Below are 21,599 nucleotides of genomic sequence, written 5' to 3'. Positions count from 1 at the left end.
TTCATCCTTTTCCCCCGGCGCGCAGGCCGGGCAACAAAAAACCCCAGACGCGGTCAAGCGAAAGGGGTCTTTCATCCTGACCTTTTAGCAGATTGTTTAACGTGGCCCGCAATCCGGTAACAAATCACCACGCCCGATGGATTACGCCTGTCCTGCGCTTTCGTCAATCCGGCACCTTGGCATCGCGTCCATTTGCGCCATCATGGGTCAACTGAAAGGAACCGCCCATGAATGCTCCCATTGATCTATTTTATTGGCCCACGCCCAACGGCTGGAAAATCTCCGTCGCGCTGGAGGAAATGGGCCTGCCCTACACCACGCATGCGGTCAACATCGGCAAGGGCGACCAGTTCGACCCCGACTTCCTCAAGATCGCGCCCAACAACCGCATGCCCGCCATCGTGGACCCCGAAGGCCCGGACGGCGCCCCGATCTCGATCTTCGAGAGCGGGGCGATCCTGCAGTACCTCGCCCGCAAGACCGGTCAGTTCTGCGGCCGGACCGAGCGCGAGCGTGTCGCTGTGGATCAATGGCTGATGTGGCAGATGGGCGGCCTCGGCCCCATGGCCGGTCAGGCGCATCATTTCCTGAAGTTCGCCAAAGAGGACATCCCCTACGCCAAGGACCGCTACCGGAACGAGACCGCACGGCTTTACGGCGTGCTCGACCGGCAATTAGCGCAGAACGAATACGTGGCGGGGGATTTCGTCTCGATCGCGGATTTCGCGATCTGGGGCTGGGCGTCATTGTGGGAAGGGCAGCAGCAGACGCTGGAGGACAAGCCAAATATGGCGCGCTGGCTGGAGGCAATGTGGGCGCGGGACGGGGTTCTGCGCGGTCGCGCCCTGATGGCTGAGAAGCGGCCAGGGTTTGCGGAGGATCCGGAATTGCAGCAGCGCCTTGCGCGGCTCGGCTAAGGGTTCGTCCCCGCGGGGACAATGAACGCTTTTCTTTTGATGTCAGTGCTTTGTGCTGAATTAACGCTTAAGTAGGAAATTTCAGGCCCTACATCTCCGTTGCGCCGATTTCTTCAAAGAAATCGGTCCGGACTTTTCAAAAAATCCGTTCAGCTCTCCCCGTCTTCCGTTTCGGTATACTTCTCCAGCGCCACGATCTGCGTCCAGAGGAACAGGAACATCAGGATCGGGAAACCAAAGGTCTCGATCTTGACCCAGGCATCGGTGGACATGGTGCGCCAGACCACCTCGTTCGCCACCGCAAGTGCGAGGAAGAACAGGGTCAGCCGCCGGGTCAGCAGCATCCAGCCTTCGTGTCTCATCGGGATCATCTCGCCCATGACGTAAGCCAGGTAGCTTTGGCGGCGCAGCAGACCGATGCCAAGGATCACCGCAAAGAAGGCGTAGACGATGGTGGTCTTCATCTTGAAGAACCGCTCGTCGTTGAACCACGCGGTCAGCCCACCGAAGAAGATCACCATGAAGGCGGTAAATATCTGCATCCGGCTCAGCTTGCCCGTCTGCCACCACAGCATGCCCATCGCCACCAGAAGGATCGGCACGAAGATCAGCGTCGCCACGATAAAGCCGCTGTATTCGGTCCCGCCAAAGGTAAAGACATCATCGCGGATGCGCAGGTAGATCAGGAAGAACACGATGGGCGGGCCCAGTTCCAGAACCTGCTTTAGGATCGGGTTGATCTCTTTGCCGCTGTCGCTGTCAGGCTTGTCCATCGTGCGCTCCTTCATCCGCCCACCTCAACTATCACAGCGCCCGCCGCGATCAATGCCATGAGCGCCAAGCGGCGGGGACCCACGGTTTCTTTCAAGAATAGCCAGCCGATGGCAGCGGCAAAGACCGTCGAGGTCTCGCGCAGCACCGCCGCCTCGCCCACCTTGTCGAGGCGCGTGGCCATCATGATGGAGCCGAAGCTCATAAATGCGATCAGCCCGCCGATCACCCCGCGCGTCATCAAAGGGCCAAAGGCGGGCGGGTCGATCATCCCGCGCCAGCGGTGCAGCGCGACAAGCGGCATGACGATGCCGTCGATCATGAAGAACCATGCAAGGAAGGTGAAAGGGTCCGCCGTGGCGCGGATGCCGTAGGCGTCGTAGGTGGTGTAGAGCGCCACGAAAAGCCCGGTCAGCACCGCCAGGGCGAGGGCAAGATTCAGCGTGTCGCGCTCCGAGACGAGGAAGATCATGTTGTAGACCGCAAGGCCGAAAATACCCGAAAGCAGGACGGCAACGCCCAGCCATTGGGTGCCCGTGAAGGTCTCGTTGAAGATCAGGTAGGCCCCGATCACCGCGAATAGCGGACCGGTGCCGCGCACCACCGGGTAGACGACCGTATAGGCGCCCTTGGTATAGGCCCAGGCCTGCAGGACCTTGTAGACCGTGTGAATGACGAAAGCGCCTGCGAAGATCAGCCACATATGTGGCTCGGGCCAGGGCACCACGAAGAAGGCAAAGGGCGCGGCCATGACGCCGTATGAGATGTCAATGGCCCCGCGCGTGAGCCAGGGGTCGTGCCGCCCCTTCTGCATGGCGCCAAAGACCGCGTGCAGAAAGGCCGCAAGGAGCGCCAGCACGAGGGCGAGCCGGTGCCCCGCTTCGGTCCCTTCGATGGAGAGAAGCCAGTCGGTCACCGGCGCGACGCCAGCAGGATTCGGAAAGCAGTCACCTCAGCGTTCGTATCCCACCAGCGCATCCGCGAATTCCTGCGGATCGAAGGGCTGCAGATCGTCGATCTGCTCCCCCACGCCGATGGCGTGGATGGGCAGGCCGAACTTGTCGGCCAACGCCACCAGCACACCGCCCTTGGCGGTGCCGTCAAGCTTGGTCATGACAAGGCCGGAGACATCCGAGATCTCCTGAAATACCTTGACCTGATTGAGCGCGTTCTGACCTGTCGTGGCGTCGAGCACCAGAAGCGTATTGTGCGGCGCACTTTCGTCCTTCTTGCGGATCACGCGCACGATCTTGGCCAGTTCCTCCATCAGGTCCGAGCGGTTCTGCAGCCGCCCCGCCGTGTCGATCAGCAACAGGTCCGCCCCGTCGGCCTGCGCCTTGCCCATCGCGTCGAAGGCAAGGCTGGCCGGGTCGCTCCCCTGTGGCGCTGTCAGCACCGGCACGCCCGCGCGGTCGCCCCAGACCTGCAGTTGCTCCACCGCCGCCGCGCGGAAGGTGTCACCGGCGGCGATCACCACCTTCTTGCCCGCCGCGCGGAACTGGCTCGCGAGCTTGCCGATGGTCGTGGTCTTGCCCGAGCCGTTCACGCCCACCACCAGCACCACCTGCGGCTTTTTCGGGTAGAGCGGCAAGGGGCGGGCGACCGGGTCCATGATCCGGGTGATCTCGTCGGCCATCAATTCCTTGATCTCGGCCACCGACAGCTTCTTGCCGAAGCGGCCCTCGGCCATGTTGGCCGTCACCCGCAGAGCAGTATCGACGCCCATGTCGGCAGTGATCAGCAGCTCTTCGAGCTGTTCCAGCATGTCGTCGTCAAGCGTGCGGCGCACGACGGTCTTGGGCGCGGCGCGGCCCATGAGGCGGCCGAGAAGGCCGCGTTTTTCCTGCGGCGCCGGTTGTTCTTCCTCGGTCAAATCCGGGGCGACCGGGGTCATGCTTTCGCGCAGCGTCGGGGTTTGCGCCGCGCGGGCCTCCGCGTCGCGGGTGGCCTTGGCGGCGGCGTCGCGCTTGGCCTGTTCGGCGGCGGTGCGTTCTTCCTCGGCCTGACGTTCGGCGGCGGCGCGGCGGGCGGATTCGGCCTCGGCGCGTTCTTCTTCAAGGCGGGCCTCCTCGGCGGCGCGGGCCTCTTCGGCCAGTCGCCGTTCCTCCGCCTGACGCTCCTCCTCGGCGAGCCGTGCGGCCTCCGCCTCGCGCGCGGCGGCCTCGGCGGCCTTGCGCGCGGCCTCGTCGGCGGCCTCCTGTATCGCGCGTTCCTCGGCGGCGCGGGCAGCTGCGGCTTCCTGTCGCCGCGCGGCTTCCGCTGCTTCGCGCTCTCTTTTCTCGCGCGCCTCCCGCTCTGCCTTTTCGCGTGCGGCGCGTTCTTCGGCGGCGGCGCGTTCCGCCGCTTCGGCAGCCTCGCGTTCGCGCCGCGCAGCCTCTTCGCGCGCCGCCTCTTCCTCGGCCTGCCGTGCCAGCGCCTCGGCGGCCCTGTGGTCCTCGGTCGCTGCTGCCGGAGCTTCCTCCATCACCTCGTCGAGGGTAACGGTCTCTTCCTCGCCGCCCTCGCTGACGATGGCTTCCAGCCCCTCGTCGATCTTGGACGAGGATTTGAACAACCGTTCCTTAAGCTTCTTGAAAAACGCCAAAAGGGGGGCCTCCGCAGTCTTTTCCCTGATCTAGCCTCTTGGCCCGGCAGAGAAAAGGGCCAGCGGGATCAGGCGGCGAGCGCGCCCAGGGTCAACAGCGCGATGGCGGACCAGTAGAGTGGCCAGATCAGGGCGTTTGCCAGCCTTTCCGGGCGCGTTCCGGCGATCAGGACGAAGGTTTGCAGGCCCAGAAGCGCGTCGGAGAAGGCAAAGAGCACGGCACCGGCCATCACGCGGGCCTCTCCGGTGGCGAAGGCGGTGACAGACATGGCGGCGATCACGGCGGTGTAGACGGCGACCGGCAGCCGCAGCGCGCCCGCACGGGGCAGGATCAGCCGGGACATGGCGGCGATGAGCAGCGCCAGACCGGTCAGCAAGAGGGCGGCAACAGGAGTTGCCAGATCGCCTGTGGAGAGGCCAAGCCGGAAGGCGAAGACCGCGATCCACCCCAGATGCCCAAGGGCAAAGGCGACAAGGCCGCCAAGGAACGCCGCCTGCCCCGGGCGCGACAAGGTCACGTCGCCGAGGGAACAGAGGGCAAGCGCCAGCGCCACAAGCGGCGCGTCCTGCCCCAGCGCAAGGGCGACCAGCGGCAGCAACGCCAGCCCCTTGACCGCGCTGCGTCCCCAGGAGTGCCCTTCGCGCAGCGACAGCCCCCAGTAGATCAGCGCGGCAACGCCGCTGGCCGCCCAGAGCATGGGTCAGATTTCGTCAGAGAAATGCTTCATCACCAGCCGGATCGGGTTGGGTGCTGCTTGCCCCAGACCGCAGATCGAGGCGTCGACCATGGCCTGAGACAGCTCTTCCAGAAGCCCGGTGTCCCAGCGGTCGGCCTGCATCAGCTTGACCGCCTTTTCACAGCCGACCCGGCAGGGCGTGCATTGGCCGCAGCTTTCATCCTCGAAGAAACGCAGCATGTTGAGCGCGGCCCCGCGTGCCGAGTCCTGATCCGACAGGACGACGACCGCCGCCGAGCCGATGAAGGAGCCATGCGGTTGCAGCGTGTCGAAATCGAGCGGGATGTCGTTCATCGACGCGGGCAGCAGGCCCGAGGACGGACCGCCCGGTTGGTAGGCCTTGAAGGCGTGGCCATCGGCCATGCCACCCGCGGCCTCGATGATGTCCATGATCGTGGAGCCAGCGGGCAGCAGGTACACGCCCGGCTGCGCCACGCGGCCCGAGACGGAATAGGAGCGCAGCCCCTTGCGCCCGTTCTTCTCGGTCCCCGAGAGCACCTTCGGCCCCTCGCGGCAGACGCGGGCGACCCAGTAAAGCGTTTCGACGTTATGCACCAGCGTGGGGCGGTCGAAGACGCCGACCTGCGCCACGAAGGGCGGGCGGTGGCGGGGGATGCCGCGCTTGCCTTCGATGCTTTCGATCATCGCGCTTTCTTCGCCGCAGATATAGGCGCCCGCGCCCCGGCGCAGGTCGATGTAGCCGGGGTCGACGATCCCCGCCTCTTCCAGTGCGACGATCTCGTGGCGGAGGATTTCCAGCACCGCCGGGTATTCGTCGCGCATGTAGATGAAGGCGGTCTCGGCCTCGACCGCCCAGGCGGCGATCAGCATGCCTTCGAGGAAGAGATGCGGGGTGCGTTCAAGATAATAGCGGTCCTTGAAGGTGCCGGGCTCGCCCTCGTCACCGTTCACGGCGAGGTAGCGCGGGCCGTCGCCCGCGCGCACGAAGCCCCATTTCTTGCCCGAGGGGAACCCTGCGCCCCCAAGGCCGCGCAGGCCGGAGGACAGGACCTTCTCCTGCACCGCTTCCCAGTGGCCACTGTCGCGCAGCGTCTTCAACGTCTCGTATCCGCCCGTGGCGGCATAGGCGTCAAAGGTCTCGTAATCCGGCAGATGCGCGTGGGTGTCCCTCGCCGCAATGGCAGCCTGCACCTTCTCGGGCGTGGCGTGGTCGATGTGGTTGTGGCCCAGTTCCAGCACGGGCGCGGTATCGCAGCGGCCCATGCAGGGGGCGCGGAGCACGCGGACCTCTGCGGGATCAAGCCCGTCTTCCAAGGCCGCCTTCAACTGCTGCGCCCCGGCCAGTTCGCAGGAAAGCGAATCGCAGACGCGGATGGTCAGCGCGGGCGGCGGGGTCTCACCCTCTTTGACCACGTCGAAATGCGCGTAGAAGGTCGCAACCTCGTAGACCTCGGCCATGGAGAGACGCATCTCTTCGGCTAGTGCGCGCAGATGGGCCGCAGACAGGTGCCCGTATTCATCCTGAATGAGATGCAGATGCTCGATCAGCAGGTCACGGCGGCGCGGGCAGACGCCCAAGAGCGCGCGGACCTCTTCCCAGGCGGTATCGTCAAGCTGACGGCCCTTGGTGTGCCGCCGTCCCTTGCCCTTGCCGGACTTCCAGACCCCCTTTTCGGGGCCCTTGCCAGCTGTCTTGCCCTGTTCGTCGAGCGCCATGTCGCGTCCCCTTTGCCGGTCTCGGGCCGCTTTTACCAAGAAGCCCCGCGGCCCCACGATCAAAAAACGACGAATCCCGCGCGCTTTGCGCGTGTCGGTCGCGGCTGGCCGATGCAGTCTGTTCCGATTAAGGCCGGATGTTGCCGATAGTGGTCACATGCGAGCGGCAAAAGTACACCGGCCCCACTGGCCGCCTCCCGGCTTTCATGCGAGATTGCAGCCATGAGAAAAATTGCCCTCGCCCTGATCCTGTTTGCCGCGCCGCTGGCCGCCGAAGACCTGATGACAGCGGAAGAATTCGACGCCTACACGCGCGGCAAGACCCTGTTCTACGGCCAGAACGGTCAGTCTTACGGGGCGGAGATCTACCACGACAACCGCCGCGTGGAGTGGTCGTTTCTCGATGGGGAGTGCAAGGAAGGGCTCTGGTACGAGGAGAACGGGCTGATCTGTTTTGTCTACGAGAACAACGACGTGCCCCAGTGCTGGAGTTTCATCGAAACGCCACGCGGGCTGATCGCGCGGTTCGAGAACGATCCCGGCACGACGGAACTCTACGAGGCGCAGGATATTGGCGAAGAGATGCTGTGCCTCGGGCCGAAGGTCGGGGCCTGAAACGCCGGGATTTGACCCTCTCTAAAGCAGGCTGCCTTGCTCCGGCGGAACATCCGGCCCCTTCTTGCGCGCGGGCCGTGCAGCACCGCCCACCGTCATTCGACCGTCCGCAAATTCGATCTCCAGCGTCGCGGCCTTCTTGGCGTCCTTGGTGTTCGTCACAACCGCCCCGTCGCCGCGCACCACGGCGTAGCCGCGCGCGAGGGTGGATTTGTAGCTGAGGGTGTCGAGGAGACGGTCGAGAGCCTCCAGCCGGTCGCGCAGGCGGCGGGTCTGGCGCTGGCCTGCCTCGGAGAGGCGCGCGGTGAGCTTGTTGAAGGCCTCTGCCTTCGCCGCGCGGTCGCGTTGCAGGGTGGCGGGGCGGAATCGCTGTGCGCGGGTCTCGTACCGCTGGCGCTTGTCCGAGACGGCACGGAGCAAGGCGGGCTCAAGCCGTCCGCTGAGCGTGTCGAGCCTGCGCCGGTCAGAGGCGATCCGCTGGCGCAGCGTCGCAGGGCGCAGGGCACCCGAGGCATCGGCAAGGCGCACGCGTCGCCGCTGCACGCCCGCGATCAGCGCCGGTTCCAGCTTCTCTCCCGCCCGGTCGAGCCGCTGGCGCGGCGCGTCGAGCAGGCTGTCGGGTCGCGGCAGGGCGCGGGCGATGTCGCGCAGGCGCTGGCCGCGCGCCGTCAGGCCGTTGCTGAGAAGCTGCTGCATGCGCGCGCCCTGCCCTTCGAGCCAGGCGGCAAGCTCGTGGCGCACCGGAACGGCAAGCTCCGCCGCCGCCGTGGGGGTGGGCGCGCGTTTATCGGCGACGTAGTCGATGAGGGTCGTATCGGTCTCGTGCCCCACGGCCGAGATCAGGGGGATGTCCGAGGCCGCCGCCGCGCGGGCGACGATTTCCTCGTTGAAGCCCCAGAGGTCTTCGACCGAGCCACCACCCCGCGCCACGATGAGAAGGTCAGGCCGGGGCAAGGCGCCGCCGGGCGTAAGCGCGTTGCACCCTTCGATCGCGCGGGCAACTTCGGGGGCGCATTTGGCGCCCTGAACGGCCACGGGCCAGATCAGCACCTTGCGCGGAAAGCGGTCGCGCAGGCGGTGCAGGATGTCGCGGATCACCGCCCCCGAGGGCGAGGTGACGACACCGATAATCTCGGGCAGGTAGGGAATGGGCTTTTTGCGCGCGGGGTCAAAGAGGCCTTCAGCGGCAAGCTGTTTCTTGCGTTTTTCCAGAAGCGCCATCAGTGCGCCCATTCCCGCCGGTTTGATGTCCTCGATCACGATCTGGTATTTCGACTGGCCGGGGAAGGTGGTCACGCGGCCCGTGGCGACCACTTCCATCCCCTCCTCGGGCTGGGTGTCGAGACGGGCGGCGACACCCTTCCAGATCACCCCGGAGATGACCGACCGGTCGTCCTTGAGGTCGAGATACACATGGCCCGAGCGCGGTCGGCTCACCCGCCCCACCTCGCCCCGGATGCGGACGTGGCCGAATTCCCCCTCGATCACCCGTTTGATCGCGCCGGAGATTTCCGTGACGGTGAACTCGGGGCTGTTCAACCCCTCTATCGGTTCGTCGATCAGGTCCATGCGTGCGTCCTTGCCCCTGTGGAATGCACAGCTTAGAACGCCACCCAACAAAGGCCAAGGGAGCGGTGCCCATGAATATCCTGATCCTCGGCAGCGGCGGGCGTGAACATGCGCTGGCCTGGGCCACGCTGCAGAACCCCAAGTGCGACAAGCTGATCGTGGCACCCGGCAACGCCGGTATCGCCCAGATCGCCGATTGCGCATCCCTCGACATCATGGAGGGCGCGGCGGTGGTGAATTTCTGCGAGGAAAACAGCATCGACTTCGTGATCGTGGGGCCCGAGGCACCGCTGGCGGCCGGGGTGGCGGACGATTTGCGCAATGCGGGGTTTCGCGTGTTCGGACCTTCGGCCGCTGCCGCAAAGCTTGAGGCGTCGAAGGCCTTTACCAAGGAGATCTGCGACGCGGCGGGTGCCCCCACGGCGGGCTACGGCCATTTCACCGAAGCCGAGGCCGCGCGGGCCTATGTGAAGGCGCAAGGCGCGCCCATTGTGATCAAGGCCGATGGTCTTGCGGCGGGCAAGGGCGTGATCATCGCCATGACGGAAGCCGAGGCGCTGGCCGCCGTGGACGAGATGTTCGACGGGGCCTTCGGCGACGCCGGTGCGGAAGTCGTGATCGAGGAATTCATGGAGGGCGAGGAAGCCTCGTTCTTCGTGCTTTGCGACGGTGAGAACGTGCTGCCCATCGGCACCGCTCAGGACCACAAGCGCGTGGGCGATGGTGACACCGGGCCGAACACCGGCGGGATGGGGGCCTATTCGCCCGCGCCGGTACTGACCGACGCCATTGCGGAAAAAGCACTGACCGAGATCATCCGCCCGACAATGGCCGAGATGGCACGGCGCGGGATGCCCTATCAGGGCGTGCTCTACGCCGGTCTGATGATCAAGGACGGCCAGCCGCGGCTGGTGGAATACAACGTCCGTTTCGGTGATCCGGAGTGCCAGGTGCTGATGATGCGGCTGGGGGCGCAGGCCTTTGACCTGATGCATGCAGCCGCCGACGGACGGTTGGCGGGGATGCGGGTGAACTGGGGTGCCGATCACGCGATCACGGTGGTCATGGCGGCGCAGGGCTATCCGGGGTCCTACAAGAAAGGCTCGGAGATCAAGGGGCTGGAGGCGCTCCCGGAGGACAGCCGGAACATGGTGTTCCACGCCGGGACCACGTTGAAAGACGGCGTGATGACGGCGACGGGGGGTCGCGTGCTGAACGTCACCGCGCGGGGGGACACGCTGGCGGAGGCGCAGGCGCGGGCCTATGCGATGGTCGACCAGATCGACTGGCCCGAGGGGTTCTGTCGGCGGGATATCGGGTGGCGGGCGCTGGGGTGATCGCTGGGTGACGTCGCGGGCCTGACGCGGGGCGCGCGCGGTACTTTGGCGGCTTTGACGCTTCAGTTACACCCCAAAGCCGCAGCAAAGCTTTCCCGCCCACGGTGCGGCCCGAGCTTGCGTATCACGAACCGCGTGCCATCGAACCTTAGGCCGACCACATCTGCCCAATCCGCCGTGGCGACCACCATCTCGGGCTCCGCACCGCAATCGCGCAGACCGCCCGCGATGTCCCGTTCTCCGATGCGGTGATTGGTGAAACCGGGCGCATCCGCCACATGTTCCAGCGCACCATCCTTGAAGCGCCAGACGCGCAGCACCTTGGCGAGATGCGGACGGTCAATGTAGGCCACTTCGATCGCGCCATCGCCGTCCAGGTCGGCAGCGCCAATGGGTGCAAGCCAGCGGTTGGTACGTCCGATATGTGGCGTCTCGGCAATCTTGCCCTCGGCCCCGTAGACCGCGAGGGACCCGCCCAGCGCCATGTCCGTCTCGATCACCACGACCTCGGGCATACCATCGCCGGTCACGTCCCAAAGCCGGGGGGCCACGTCCTCGAACACATGATCGGCGGGCAGCCGGACGGTCACGGTTTCCTGCCCCGCAACGTCGATCTCGAGCGCGCCAAATTCGATGGCATCGCCAAGGATGCCGTGACCGTAGCGTTCCGTGGGTTCGGTGAAACGCGCCGCCGTGATCTCTTGTGCCGCAACGGGGCCCGCCAGGGCGAGCGCCAGCAGGACGGCACGCAGGATCATCAGATCTGCTTTTCCGGCATCTGGACGCGCAGACCGTCCAGCGCGTCGGTAACCTTGAGCTGGCAGGTCAGGCGGGAACGCTCGGGATCAGGCTCATAGGCGAAGTCGAGCATGTCCTCTTCCATGTCGTCCTTGGCGGGCAGTTTGTCGACCCAGGCGGGGTCCACGTAGACATGGCAGGTCGAACAGGCGCAGGCGCCGCCGCAATCGGCCTCGATGCCGGGGATATTGTTGTCGCGTGCGCCCTCCATGACCGTCAGGCCATTGGCCACCTCGACGGTATGCTCCTTGCCGCCGTGTTCGACATACGTGATCTTCGCCATTCTCTCGCGCCCCTTGATGCACTGGTTTCCCGTTATCTAGCGAGGCTGCCCGGCGGCTTCCACCCCCTTTTGGGACCAGAAACATCACGGAAAGGCGATTGGGCACCGCGCGGGGCGGCAACGCTAGGCAGCGCCGCGCAAAAACGCTAGGGTGCCGCAAAACAGACCCTGAGGCCGGGCCATGATATTCGAAAGGCAACATCTGGCAGGACGCCTGCTGCCCGCGCTCTGCGCGCTGGGGCTTCTCGCAGGCTGCGAGAGCGCGTCACCGACCGCGCAGGCACCCGCAGCGGAGCCCGGCGTCTTCACGCCGACGCGCAACGGGCCGGAGGGCGCGGCAGCCGGCACTTGCTGGGGCCGCACGGTCAGCCCTGCGGTCGTGGAAAGCGTCAGCCAGCGGGTGCAGGTCAAACCGGCCAAGGTCAACCCCGACGGCACGGTGGCGGAATTGCCGGTCTACCGCACGGAGAACCGCCAGGTGATCGTCACTCCCCGCCGGGACAACTGGTTCGAGACGCCCTGCCCCGACGTGCTGACACCCGAGTTCATCTCGTCGCTGCAACGTGCGCTGCAGGCGCGCGGCACCTTCGGGGGCATCGTGACGGGGGTGATGGACGCGCCCACCCGCGCCGCCGTGCAGCGGTTCCAGAAGCCGCGCGGGCTGGACAGCGGTGTGCTGTCGCTCGACAGCGCGCGGGCGCTTGGTTTGGTCGCTGTCGACCGCGCCACGTCGGGCTGAAAAAAGAAGGGCGCCCACGGAGGGCGCCCCACTTCAGAAAATCGCTTACCGGATCATTCTTCGAGCGAGAGCGCCACGAACCGCGGATCGCCCGCGCGGCGCACCAGCAGCAGAAGCGACTTGCGCCCGGCGTCGCGGGCCGCCTTCACCCGTGCCTCGAGGTCCGAGATGCTGGCCACCTGCTGCTGACCAGCCTCGGTGATGATGTCGCCGGTGCGCAGGCCCTTCTCATAGGCCTCGGACGCCTCGTCCACCGCCGTGACCGCCAGGCCGACCGTGTCGCCGTCAACGCCCAGCTCCTCGCGCAGGCTGTCGGTCAGGGGGGCCAGCGTGAGGCCGAGCAAATCTTTGGTTTCTGGCTCTTTCTCCTGCTCGGGCTCATCGCTTTCGCCAGGTTCGGCCCCGTTGGCGTCCTCGCGGCGCCCAAGGGTCACCTTGAAGGTCTGGCTCTTGCCTTCGCGCATGACGGTCACGCGCACGGTTGCGCCCACCGGGCTGTTGCCCACCTGGCGCACAAGCCCGCGGGTATCCTCGACCTCGACCCCGTCGAAGGACATGATCACATCGCCAGTCATCAGCCCGGCGTCCTTGGCCGGGCCGTCCGGCACATCGGTGATCAGCGCGCCCGCGGCCTTCTCAAGCCCCATGGCGTCTGCCACGTCCTCGGACACGTCCTGAATGCGCACACCCAGCCAGCCGCGCCGGGTCTCTCCGTACTCCTTGAGCTGATCGACGACCCGCGTGACCACGTTGGAGGCCATCGAAAAGCCGATGCCGATTGAGCCGCCGTTGGGCGAAAGGATCGCGGTGTTCACGCCGATCACGTCGCCGTCCATGTTGAAAAGCGGCCCGCCCGAGTTGCCGCGGTTGATCGCGGCATCGGTCTGGATGTAGTCGTCATAGGTTCCCGACAGCGCGCGGTTGCGGGCCGAAACGATGCCCGCGGAAACCGAAAAACCCTGACCCAGCGGGTTGCCCATGGCGATCACCCAGTCGCCCACACGAGCGGAATTGCTGTCGCCAAATCTGACGAAGGGCAGCGGGCCGTCGGCCTCGACCTTGAGAAGCGCGATGTCGGTGTTGGGATCGGTGCCAACGACAGTGGCCTTCAGCTCGTCGCCCGAGAAAAATTCGATGGTGATTTCGTCCGCCCCGTCGATCACGTGGTTGTTGGTGACCACAAAGCCGTCTTCCGAAATCACAAAGCCGGAACCCAGTGCCGAGGACCGGCGCGGGCGCGGGCCCTCACCATCGCGGTTGCGGTCCTGGAATTCGCGGAAGAAATCCTCGAAGGGCGAGCCCTCGGGCACGATGCCACGCGGTCCGGTGCGACCCTCGACCACAGTCGAGGTGGTGATGTTCACCACCGAGGGGCTGATCTTTTCGGCAAGCGGCGCAAGGCTTTCGGGCTTGGCGAAGGCCGCAACGGCCTGCGCGACGACAAAGGCGAGTGCCAGCAGGGCCATCGCCACGGCGCGCATGGTGCGATCAGACTGCTTTGATCTGGTGACGGCCACGGCCTTTGCCCGGTGCCGCGACGGCATGAAGCCCCGTGATTGCATGGGTTTTCTCCTGCTTTGGTCTCTTGGGGCCGGTCGGCCCGGAATGCTTGGGTAGCAGAGTGCATCGCGGACGCCCCTGCCGCAACAGATAAGATGTGGGCGATCACGCGCATTTCAACGATTGCACAAGCAGCAATCCGCTCTTTCCCGGCAACTCTTCACTCTTTCTGGCCAAATCAAGTCCCGGGGTTTGGGGCAGCGCCCCAACCAATAATGTAGTGCGGGCTTGCCCGCGCAATCAGGTCACTTTCGGACCCCTAGACCCCGATCTGGAAGGCGACCCAGACGAGGATCAACCCCATCACAATCACCAGCGCGCCGATCTGCCGCACCGCGCTTTCGGGCATCGCGCGCAGAACCTCGAGCATCCGTTCCAAAAGCGAAGGGGCCAGTGCGTACACCAGCCCCTCGAAAATCATCACCAACCCGAGGGCCAGCAGCAGAAGGCTCACTGGCTTTCCCCTTCTGCCGACCGGCTGCCCTGATCCGAGCGCAGGTAGTTGAAGAACTCGCTGTCGGGCGACAGAACCATGGTCGAATTCTGACCGCGCAGTGCCTCTTCGTATGCGGCAAGGGACCGGTAGAATTCAAAGAACTCCTGATCCTTGCCATAGGCTTCGGCGAAGATGCGGTTGCGCTCGGCGTCCGCCTCACCTTCGATGATGCGCGCGTCTCGGCGGGCCTCTGAGAGGATTTCCTCGTAGGTCCGGTCCGCCAGCGCGATGACCCGCTGCGCGGCTTCCTGACCGCGGGCGCGTTCGTCTGTCGCTTCACGGTCCCGCTCGGCGATCATACGCTGCAGCGTCGCATCAAAGTTCTGCTCCGGCAGGTTGGTCTGGCGCAGCCGCACCTCGACCACGTCCAGCCCCAGTGCCTGGGCACGTGCGTCGGCCTGTTCGCGGATTTGCCCCATCAGGCGCGCACGTTCCGGCGACAAGATGGTGTTCGAGGTCACACCCTGCGAACCCAGAACCGCCCGGATCTGCGATTCCATGATACCAGCCAGATCGTTCTCAGCCTGGCGCTGACCGCCGACACCGATGGCCTGGCGGTATTGAACGATGTCGCCGATGCGGTAGAGCACGAAGGCATCGATCACCAGACGCCGGTCATCGGCGGGGGTGACCTCGATCAGCTCGGTCTCGAGGCTGAGGATACGGTCCTCGAAGCGCACCACCTCGTCGAGCAGCGGCACCTTGAAGCCGATGCCCGGCTCCGTCACGACCTGCTTGATCTGGCCGAAACGCAGCACAAGGGCCTTCTCACGCTCGTCCACCACAAAGATCGCAGAGAGCGCGGCCACCACGGCCACCACGACAACGGGCAGCAAAAATCCCATCTTACGCATCAGTTGTTCCCTCCCGACCGGCGCAGTTCATTGAGCGGCAGATAGGGGACAACGCCCTGTCCACCGGCAGCACCCGTCTGACCTTCCAGAATGATCTTGTCCACGTCACCCAGAACCTTCTGCATCGTCTCCAGGTAGAGACGTTTGCGCGTGACCTCGGGTGCCTGTTTGTACTCGTTCAGCACCGCTTCGAAGCGGCTGGCCTCACCGACGGCGTCGTTGACGACACGGGCACGGTAACCTTCTGCGGCTTCGAGCAACTGCGCGCTTTCCCCGCGCGCTTCGGCCGTCCGGCGGTTGGCGTAGGCGTCGGCCTGACGTTCCACACGGTCACGCTCCTGTTCGGCCGCCTGCACGTCGCGGAAGGCATCCACCACGCTGGCCTGTTCGGTCGTGCCGTCGGCCTTGGTCACGATGACCGACTGGCTGGGCGGGTCCACCTTGTTGAGGTTGACACGCAGGATGTTGATGCCGGTCTGGCGGTCATCCAGCGTGGTCTGGATCAGATCCTTCACGCGGTCGGACACAGCCCCCCGGTCCCGGCTGAGGATCGGTGCGAGTTCGGACTGCGCGATCACCTCGCGCATGGCGGATTCGGAAATCGCGCGCACCGAGGCGTCGGGATCACGCAGGGAGAACTTGAAATCCTTGGCGTTCTTGATGTTCCAAACGACCTGGAAGTCGATGTCGACGATGTTCTCGTCCGTGGTCAGCATCAGACCGTCGTTGTCGCTGCTGCCGCGGCCCACACCGATTTCCTCGGTGCGGTTGGTGGTCACGTCGAAGACCTCCGCGGTGACCAGCGGCCAGGGGGCGAAGTTCAGACCTTCGGTGCCGATCTCGGAGAACTCGCCGAGGAAAAGCTCGATCGACTGCTGTTCGGGACGGACGGTATAGAAGCTTGCGAAGGCCCAGGCCACCACGGCCGCCAAGAGGCCAAGGCCCACGGTGCCACGGGTCAGCACCGGGCCGCCGTTGCCCTGTCCGCCGCCGCCGCGACCGCGATCACGGCCACCGCCGCCCATCAGGACGCGCAGCTGCTCCTGGCCTTTTCTTACCAACTCGTCGATTTCGGGGATCTGCGGCTTGTCGCCGCCTGGGCCGCGCCCGCCGCCCGGGCCACGCGGGCCGGGGCCGTCGTCGCGGGGGCCGTTGCCTCCTGAATTTCCACCGCCGCCCCAGGGGCCACCATTGTTACCAGCCATGTAGTCCTTTTCCCTTGCTGTGCCGCGATCCTGCCGCGACCGTCTTGTCGTCTTCGTCCGTGCCTGTGATGTGTGTGCAAAACAAGCGAATTCAAGCAGTCCTGAGCGGATTACGCATGGTGACAAGCTCTTCGGACATGGTGGGGTGAACCGCGCAGGTCGCGTCGAACTGTTCCTTGGTCAGCTTGTTCTTGACCGCGATCCCCGCCATCTGGATCAGCTCGCCCGCGTTCGGTGCGACGATATGACAACCCAGCACCACGCGGGTTTTCTTGGACACCACCAGCTTCATCAGCACCCGGTTGGACTTCCCCGCGAAGGCGGTCTGCATCGGCTTGAAGGACGTGCAGTAGATGTCCACCGGTTCCGCATCGCGCGCGTCTTCCTCGCTCATCCCCACGGTGCCCATCTCGGGCTGGGTGAAGATGGCGCTAGGGATCAGCTCGTGATCGACCGGCGTCTTGTTGCCGCCGAACACGGTTTCGACAAAAGCCATCCCCTCGCGGATCGCGACGGGCGTGAGGTTCACCCGGTCTGTCACATCCCCGATCGCGTAGATCGAGGGCACGTCCGTCTGGCTGTATTTGTCGACCACGATCTCGCCCCGCCGGCCCAGCTTCACACCGACCTCTTCGAGCCCCATGTCCTTGGTCGAAGGATCGCGGCCCGTGGCGAAAAGCACCATGTCGAAGACCTTCTCGCCGCCGTTGGTGGATTTCACCCAGATCGGTCCGGTTTGCCCCGCCTTCGCCCCCGCCGATTGCTTGCGCAGGACTTCGGCCTGCTGCGCGGAGGCCCCCATGGAGGCGTCCGAAGCCGTGGGCTGCGGTCCGTCCTCGTGGTCGGAGGCCAGCGACATTTCCACGATGTTGCTGCCCACGTGCAAATCAATGCCGTTGTCACGCATGCTTTCGGCGACAAGGCCCCGCGCCTCGTCATCAAAGCCGCGGAGGATCTGCGCGCCCCTGTAATACTGCGTCACCTCGACGCCCAGCCCGTTGAAGATACAGGCGAATTCGCAGGCGATATAGCCGCCGCCGATGATCAGGATCGACTTTGGCAGCCGGTCGAGGTGAAAGATATCGTCCGACACGATCCCAAGATCGGCGTTTGGAATGTCGGGACGGACCGGATGACCACCCGTCGCCACGAGGATGTGCTTGGCGGTCTTGGTGCTGCCATCGGCCAGTTCGACCGTATGGGCGTCTTTCAGTACCGCGCGCTGGTCAAAACGGTCCACACCGGAGCCGTCGAGCAGCTTCTTGTAGACACCTTCCAGCCGGTCCAGTTCATCGCTGAGCTTGGATTTGAACTTGTGCCAGTCGAAGGGCCCGGCCTTGAGATCCCAGCCATAGGCGGCCGCCTCTTCGGGCACATGGGCGTATTCGGAGGCAAAGACCATCAGCTTTTTCGGCACGCAGCCCCGGATCACGCAGGTCCCGCCATAGCGGTTGTCCTCTGCCAGGGCGACCTTGGCGCCGTATTCCCCCGCCGCGACCCGCGCGGCCCGAACCCCGCCGGAGCCTCCCCCGATGACGAAGAGGTCGTAGTCGAATGCATCAGCCATGAAGAATGTCCCTAGTCACTGAGGTCGGAGAACAGGTTGTCCGTCTCCACGAAATCCAGCCGCTCGGTCGCGACCGTCCCCTCGTTGATGTCGCGCACCTCGACCCGCCCGTCACCGTAGCCGATGACCACCGCGTCGCAGATGTCGATGAAGAGCCCGTTTTCGACGACCCCCGGCATCTGGTTGAGCACCAGCGCCAGCTGCCGCGCGTTGCTGATGCGGTTGAGATGCAGATCGAGGATGTGATTGCCTTCATCCGTCACGAAAGGCACCTCGCCGTTCATCCGCAGGGTGGAGGTCCGGCCCAGCACGTCCATTGAAATGAGCGTCTCCTCCACCAGCGCCTGCGTGGTCTGCCAGCCGAAGGGGATCACCTCGATGGGCAGTGGGAAGGCGCCGAGCGTCTCAACCTCCTTGCCCACGTCGGCGATGACCACCATCTGATCCGAGGCCGTCGCCACGATCTTTTCCTGCAAAAGCGCGCCGCCGCCACCCTTGATCAGATTGAGATCGCCGTCGAATTCATCCGCGCCGTCGATGGTCAGATCGAGCCATTTCGCCTCGTCCAGCGAGATCACCTCGATCCCCACTTCGCGCGCAAGCTGTGCGGTGCGGGTCGAGGTCGGCACGCCCTTGATGCGCAGCCCGTCGTCGCGCACCATCTCGCCCAGGCAGCGCACCAGCCAGGCCGCAGTGCTGCCGGTGCCAAGCCCCACGCGCATGCCGTCCTCGACGAATTGCGCGGCACGCTTGGCCGCGACGAATTTCGCCTTGTCGATGGGGGACAATTCTCCGGCCATGGGCAGCTCCGATCGAGATGGGTCTCGGGGCGTTATAGGCAGATTCCCTTAAACGTGCGAGACCGCCGCCGGCTTTTTTTCCCGCTCCCCGACACGGCACGCTCCCAACCTCCAGAACTGCTGGTTTTGGTGAGCCCGCAGCCCCCGCGACAGGCTGTGCGGTGCCAACCGATTGCCCAAGGGTCCCGGCGGAGAGCGGCAGCGATGAGCCATGCCCGAAACATGCCGAAACCGGTCGCTTTCGGCGCCTGTAGCAAGGCTCTGCGGGAGTATCACCCCACCATGACCTACGTGCTGCATTACGCCCCTGACAACGCCTCGCTGATCGTGCGCCTCGCGCTTGAGCATCGCGGCCTGCCCTACCGCACGGCGCTGGTGGACCGTGCCGCGCGGGCGCAGGACAGCGCGGCCTATCGCCGCCTCAATCCGAACGGTCTGATCCCGGTGCTGGAAACCCCGCAAGGCCCCCTTTTCGAAACAGCCGCGATCCTGCTATGGCTCAACGACACCCATGGCGGCCTTGGACCCGACCCCGATGCCCCCGGGCGGGGGGCCTTCCTGAAATGGCTCTTCTACCTGTCGAACACCACCCACGCCCTGTTCCGCCAGCTCTTCTATACCCACCGTTACATCGGCGCAGACCACGTCGCGGCGCTGCGCGACGGGCTGGCAAGACAGATCGCGCGCAGCTTCGCGACGCTCGACACGCTCGCGGACGATCCTGCCGCTTGGCCCGGCACAGACATGCCCGGCGCGCTCGACTTCTATCTCTCTGCCCTGCTGCGCTGGTCGGCGCTCTACCCCCGCGACTGGGACCGTGCCTGGTTTGCCCTCTCCGATTATCCCGCTCTGCACGATCTTTGCACCCGGATCGAGGCGCTGCCCTGCACCGCCGTCTTGCAAAGGGCCGAAGGTCTGGGCGATACCCCCTTTACCGCCCCGCAACCTCCAAACCCGCCAGAAGGGAGTGCCACCTGATGTTCCTCTCGGTCTTCGACATGTTCAAGGTCGGCATCGGCCCCTCGTCATCGCACACGATGGGTCCGATGGTGGCCGCCGCGCGGTTTCTCGACCTGATGCGCGCCTCGCCCTTTCATTTCGCGGGGGTCCGCGCCTCGCTGCATGGCAGTCTCGCCTTTACCGGAGTGGGCCATGCCACAGACCGCGCCACGATCCTTGGGCTTGCGGGCTTCACGCCCGAGACTTACGACGCAGAAGAGGCCGAACGCACGCTGGCGGGGATCAGGGAAAGCCACCGGATCGAGGTCGATGGTCTGGCACCCCTCACCTTCAATCCTGAAACCGACCTGATCTTCGATTACGACACGCGCCTTACGGGTCACGCGAACGGCATGATGCTGATGGCCACCGACGCGCAGAGCGACGTGACCCTGCGCGAGACCTATTACTCCATCGGTGGCGGCTTCGTGATGACCGAGGCGGAGCTTGCCGCGGGCAAGGACACCGACGAGGGGGCGCCGGTACCCTTCCCGTTCAAGACCGCCGCCGAAATGCTTGAAATGGCAGCCCAATCCGGCAAGACCATCGCGCAGATGAAACGCGCCAACGAGATCAGCCGCAATGGCGAGATCCGGCTCAGAACCGGCACCGCGCGGCTTTGGCAAGTCATGAACGACTGCATCGACCGGGGGCTCAGCACCGATGGCATCCTGCCCGGCGGGCTGAGCGTGAAGCGCCGCGCAAAGGGTATCCACGACGCGCTTCAGGCTGAACGCGGCATGAACCTGAACGCGCCGCATACCATCAACGACTGGATGAGCGTCTATGCCATGGCGGTGAACGAGGAGAACGCCGCCGGTGGGCAGGTCGTGACCGCGCCGACGAACGGGGCCGCAGGCGTGCTGCCGGCGACGCTGCGCTACTACCTCGACCACGTGCCCGGTGCCTCCGAGGCGCATGTCGAGGATTTCCTGCTGACCGCTGCCGCCATCGGTGGGCTGGTCAAGTTCAACGCCTCGATCTCGGGCGCGGAAGCGGGCTGCCAGGCCGAGGTCGGCTCCGCTGCCGCCATGGCCGCCGCGGGCCTTTGCGCGGTCATGGGTGGAACGCCCGAGCAGGTGGAGAACGCCGCCGAGATCGCGCTGGAGCATCATCTCGGGATGACCTGCGATCCGGTTAAGGGGCTGGTGCAGGTGCCCTGCATCGAACGCAACGGGCTGGGGGCGATCAAGGCGGTCTCGGCGGCGAGCCTCGCGCTCAGGGGCGATGGCACCCATCTCGTCCCGCTCGACGCCTGTATCGAGACCATGCGCCAGACCGGCGCGGACATGAGCGAGAAGTACAAGGAAACCTCGCTCGGCGGTCTGGCCGTGAACGTGCCGAACTGCTGAGCCATGGCGGATCGTGACGAGGCCCTGCGCTTTCTGGAACTGACGCTGGCGGAGGCGCAGGCCACCGTGCGCGGCTATGACACCAAGGCGCAGATTGTGGGCATCGGCTATACTTTCGCGCTGAATATCGTGGCCAACGTGGGCCAGGGTTTTCCACGCTCCGCCGACGGATCGCTTTTGGCGTTGGTCATCTTCTGGGGCATCGTGATGGCGCCGCTCTTCCTGTTTGGCGCGGTGCTCTACCCCTCGCGCAAGCTTGCCCCGAAAATTCACGCGGGCGACGCGGAACCGCGCCGCCTGATGTATGTGGAGACGGCCCGTTTCGAGGATGTCACGGCGCTCAGCAACGCCACGCAGGGGGCCGACTGGCTCAATGAAATCAGCTATGAAGTGCTCAAGGTCTCGCGTCTGCGGGAAAAGAAGCGCGGCCGCTTCATTCGCGCGCTGGCCGCCACCGCGCTTTCCTTCGTCGTGCTCTGCGCGCTGGAGCTTTCGGTGATCCTGGCCGCCGCGCCGTAAACTGACCTCCGCCCCGGGCCTCTCAGAACTCCTCCCAGCCCTCTGTGTCGCCCGCCGGTCCCGGATTGGCAATCGCCAGCGCCGTATTCCCCGACACCGCGCGCGGCAGGGCGGTGACCGGCGCCTTGCGGCGGGCTGCGGCCCGCTGGCTCCCCGTCGGCTCACCGCGTCCGCCCGAGCCGATATCGAACTTGCCGATGGCCTCGGACAATTGCTTGGC

At 65.4% G+C, this 21,599-nt stretch carries 22 protein-coding genes and 1 riboswitch; of the genes, 7 read left to right on the top strand and 15 right to left on the bottom strand.

The genetic code is table 11. From position 1 onward, the window contains the following. Nucleotides 1–64 precede the first annotated feature (64 nt). Nucleotides 65–141: riboswitch (SAM riboswitch) on the bottom strand. 86 nt (nucleotides 142–227) lie between these two features. After that, a complete protein-coding gene (locus AB2B41_RS05355) occupies nucleotides 228–917 on the top strand; it encodes a glutathione S-transferase N-terminal domain-containing protein (RefSeq protein ID WP_367876718.1) in 690 nt (229 codons plus the stop codon). 149 nt (nucleotides 918–1,066) lie between these two features. On the opposite strand, the gene AB2B41_RS05350 is transcribed toward AB2B41_RS05355, so the two are convergent. The 5 genes from AB2B41_RS05350 to AB2B41_RS05330 form a co-directional block, all read right to left on the bottom strand. Continuing rightward, nucleotides 1,067–1,690 (bottom strand): inner membrane-spanning protein YciB, encoded by a 624-nt coding sequence (locus AB2B41_RS05350; RefSeq protein ID WP_367876717.1) that lies wholly within the window; start codon nucleotides 1,688–1,690, stop codon nucleotides 1,067–1,069. A gap of 11 nt (nucleotides 1,691–1,701) precedes the next feature. Continuing rightward, on the bottom strand, nucleotides 1,702–2,604 hold the full coding sequence (locus tag AB2B41_RS05345) for an EamA family transporter (RefSeq protein WP_367876716.1): 903 nt from the start codon (nucleotides 2,602–2,604) through the stop codon (nucleotides 1,702–1,704). Nucleotides 2,605–2,640: 36 nt separating this feature from the next. Further along, nucleotides 2,641–3,783, bottom strand: coding sequence for a signal recognition particle-docking protein FtsY (ftsY, locus tag AB2B41_RS05340; protein ID WP_367876884.1), 1,143 nt, complete (start codon nucleotides 3,781–3,783; stop codon nucleotides 2,641–2,643). A gap of 557 nt (nucleotides 3,784–4,340) precedes the next feature. After that, nucleotides 4,341–4,970 carry a lysoplasmalogenase family protein gene (locus tag AB2B41_RS05335; protein ID WP_367876715.1) on the bottom strand — a complete coding sequence of 210 codons (630 nt, stop codon included), beginning with the start codon at nucleotides 4,968–4,970 and terminating at the stop codon, nucleotides 4,341–4,343. Nucleotides 4,971–4,973: 3 nt separating this feature from the next. Then, nucleotides 4,974–6,686 carry an NAD(P)H-dependent oxidoreductase subunit E gene (locus AB2B41_RS05330; RefSeq protein ID WP_367876714.1) on the bottom strand — a complete coding sequence of 571 codons (1,713 nt, stop codon included), beginning with the start codon at nucleotides 6,684–6,686 and terminating at the stop codon, nucleotides 4,974–4,976. 222 nt (nucleotides 6,687–6,908) lie between these two features. Between AB2B41_RS05330 and AB2B41_RS05325 the strand changes: the two genes are divergently transcribed. Next, nucleotides 6,909–7,301: a hypothetical protein gene (locus AB2B41_RS05325; RefSeq protein ID WP_367876713.1), complete on the top strand. Its 393-nt coding sequence runs from the start codon at nucleotides 6,909–6,911 to the stop codon at nucleotides 7,299–7,301. A gap of 21 nt (nucleotides 7,302–7,322) precedes the next feature. On the opposite strand, the gene xseA is transcribed toward AB2B41_RS05325, so the two are convergent. Then, complete coding sequence (gene xseA, locus AB2B41_RS05320; protein ID WP_367876712.1) at nucleotides 7,323–8,870, bottom strand: exodeoxyribonuclease VII large subunit; 1,548 nt, start codon at nucleotides 8,868–8,870, stop codon at nucleotides 7,323–7,325. Between the two features lie 71 nt (nucleotides 8,871–8,941). Here xseA and purD point away from each other — a divergent pair, with 71 nt between their 5' ends. Continuing rightward, complete coding sequence (purD, locus tag AB2B41_RS05315; RefSeq protein ID WP_367876711.1) at nucleotides 8,942–10,207, top strand: phosphoribosylamine--glycine ligase; 1,266 nt, start codon at nucleotides 8,942–8,944, stop codon at nucleotides 10,205–10,207. Nucleotides 10,208–10,269: 62 nt separating this feature from the next. Here purD and AB2B41_RS05310 read toward each other — a convergent pair whose 3' ends face one another. Together AB2B41_RS05310 and AB2B41_RS05305 are read right to left on the bottom strand one after the other, a co-directional pair. Continuing rightward, a complete protein-coding gene (locus tag AB2B41_RS05310; protein WP_367876710.1) occupies nucleotides 10,270–10,965 on the bottom strand; it encodes an FG-GAP repeat domain-containing protein in 696 nt (231 codons plus the stop codon). Beyond that, nucleotides 10,965–11,288 carry a 2Fe-2S iron-sulfur cluster-binding protein gene (locus tag AB2B41_RS05305; protein WP_367876709.1) on the bottom strand — a complete coding sequence of 108 codons (324 nt, stop codon included), beginning with the start codon at nucleotides 11,286–11,288 and terminating at the stop codon, nucleotides 10,965–10,967. Before AB2B41_RS05305 ends, AB2B41_RS05310 begins: the two co-directional genes overlap by 1 nt. Before the next feature lie 181 nt (nucleotides 11,289–11,469). Between AB2B41_RS05305 and AB2B41_RS05300 the strand changes: the two genes are divergently transcribed. Then, a complete protein-coding gene (locus AB2B41_RS05300) occupies nucleotides 11,470–12,027 on the top strand; it encodes a peptidoglycan-binding domain-containing protein (RefSeq protein ID WP_367876708.1) in 558 nt (185 codons plus the stop codon). A gap of 53 nt (nucleotides 12,028–12,080) precedes the next feature. Here AB2B41_RS05300 and AB2B41_RS05295 read toward each other — a convergent pair whose 3' ends face one another. The 6 genes from AB2B41_RS05295 to rpiA all read right to left on the bottom strand — a co-directional run bounded on the left by AB2B41_RS05295 (nucleotide 12,081) and on the right by rpiA (nucleotide 18,509). Continuing rightward, nucleotides 12,081–13,589: a DegQ family serine endoprotease gene (locus AB2B41_RS05295; RefSeq protein ID WP_367876707.1), complete on the bottom strand. Its 1,509-nt coding sequence runs from the start codon at nucleotides 13,587–13,589 to the stop codon at nucleotides 12,081–12,083. Between the two features lie 257 nt (nucleotides 13,590–13,846). Next, the gene (locus tag AB2B41_RS05290) at nucleotides 13,847–14,041 is read right to left on the bottom strand and encodes a DUF2065 domain-containing protein (RefSeq protein WP_367876706.1); all 195 of its coding nucleotides are present in this window, start codon (nucleotides 14,039–14,041) and stop codon (nucleotides 13,847–13,849) included. Further along, complete coding sequence (gene hflC, locus AB2B41_RS05285) at nucleotides 14,038–14,937, bottom strand: protease modulator HflC (RefSeq protein WP_367876705.1); 900 nt, start codon at nucleotides 14,935–14,937, stop codon at nucleotides 14,038–14,040. The genes AB2B41_RS05290 and hflC overlap by 4 nt, the downstream gene beginning before the upstream one ends. Continuing rightward, complete coding sequence (gene hflK, locus AB2B41_RS05280) at nucleotides 14,937–16,142, bottom strand: FtsH protease activity modulator HflK (RefSeq protein WP_367876704.1); 1,206 nt, start codon at nucleotides 16,140–16,142, stop codon at nucleotides 14,937–14,939. The genes hflC and hflK overlap by 1 nt, the downstream gene beginning before the upstream one ends. 91 nt (nucleotides 16,143–16,233) lie before the next feature. Beyond that, a complete protein-coding gene (locus AB2B41_RS05275; protein ID WP_367876703.1) occupies nucleotides 16,234–17,709 on the bottom strand; it encodes an FAD-dependent oxidoreductase in 1,476 nt (491 codons plus the stop codon). Nucleotides 17,710–17,720: 11 nt separating this feature from the next. After that, the gene (gene rpiA / locus AB2B41_RS05270; RefSeq protein ID WP_367876702.1) at nucleotides 17,721–18,509 is read right to left on the bottom strand and encodes a ribose-5-phosphate isomerase RpiA; all 789 of its coding nucleotides are present in this window, start codon (nucleotides 18,507–18,509) and stop codon (nucleotides 17,721–17,723) included. A gap of 282 nt (nucleotides 18,510–18,791) precedes the next feature. Between rpiA and AB2B41_RS05265 the strand changes: the two genes are divergently transcribed. Genes AB2B41_RS05265 through AB2B41_RS05255 form a run of 3 tightly spaced genes read left to right on the top strand, consistent with a single transcriptional unit; the run spans nucleotide 18,792 to nucleotide 21,379 of the window. Next, the gene (locus AB2B41_RS05265) at nucleotides 18,792–19,487 is read left to right on the top strand and encodes a glutathione S-transferase family protein (protein WP_367876883.1); all 696 of its coding nucleotides are present in this window, start codon (nucleotides 18,792–18,794) and stop codon (nucleotides 19,485–19,487) included. After that, complete coding sequence (locus AB2B41_RS05260; protein ID WP_367876701.1) at nucleotides 19,487–20,860, top strand: L-serine ammonia-lyase; 1,374 nt, start codon at nucleotides 19,487–19,489, stop codon at nucleotides 20,858–20,860. Before AB2B41_RS05265 ends, AB2B41_RS05260 begins: the two co-directional genes overlap by 1 nt. Nucleotides 20,861–20,863: 3 nt before the next feature. Continuing rightward, on the top strand, nucleotides 20,864–21,379 hold the full coding sequence (locus tag AB2B41_RS05255; RefSeq protein WP_367876700.1) for a Pycsar system effector family protein: 516 nt from the start codon (nucleotides 20,864–20,866) through the stop codon (nucleotides 21,377–21,379). 22 nt (nucleotides 21,380–21,401) lie between these two features. Here AB2B41_RS05255 and AB2B41_RS05250 read toward each other — a convergent pair whose 3' ends face one another. After that, entirely contained in the window at nucleotides 21,402–21,590 is a 189-nt protein-coding gene (locus tag AB2B41_RS05250; protein ID WP_367876699.1) for a hypothetical protein, read from the bottom strand. Nucleotides 21,591–21,599 lie beyond the last annotated feature (9 nt).

Source organism: Sulfitobacter sediminis (genome assembly GCF_040811725.1).
GTDB lineage: Bacteria > Pseudomonadota > Alphaproteobacteria > Rhodobacterales > Rhodobacteraceae > Sulfitobacter > Sulfitobacter sediminis.
Note: the sequence above shows the minus strand (reverse complement) of the source record. Positions and strands in the feature narration are given on the sequence as shown.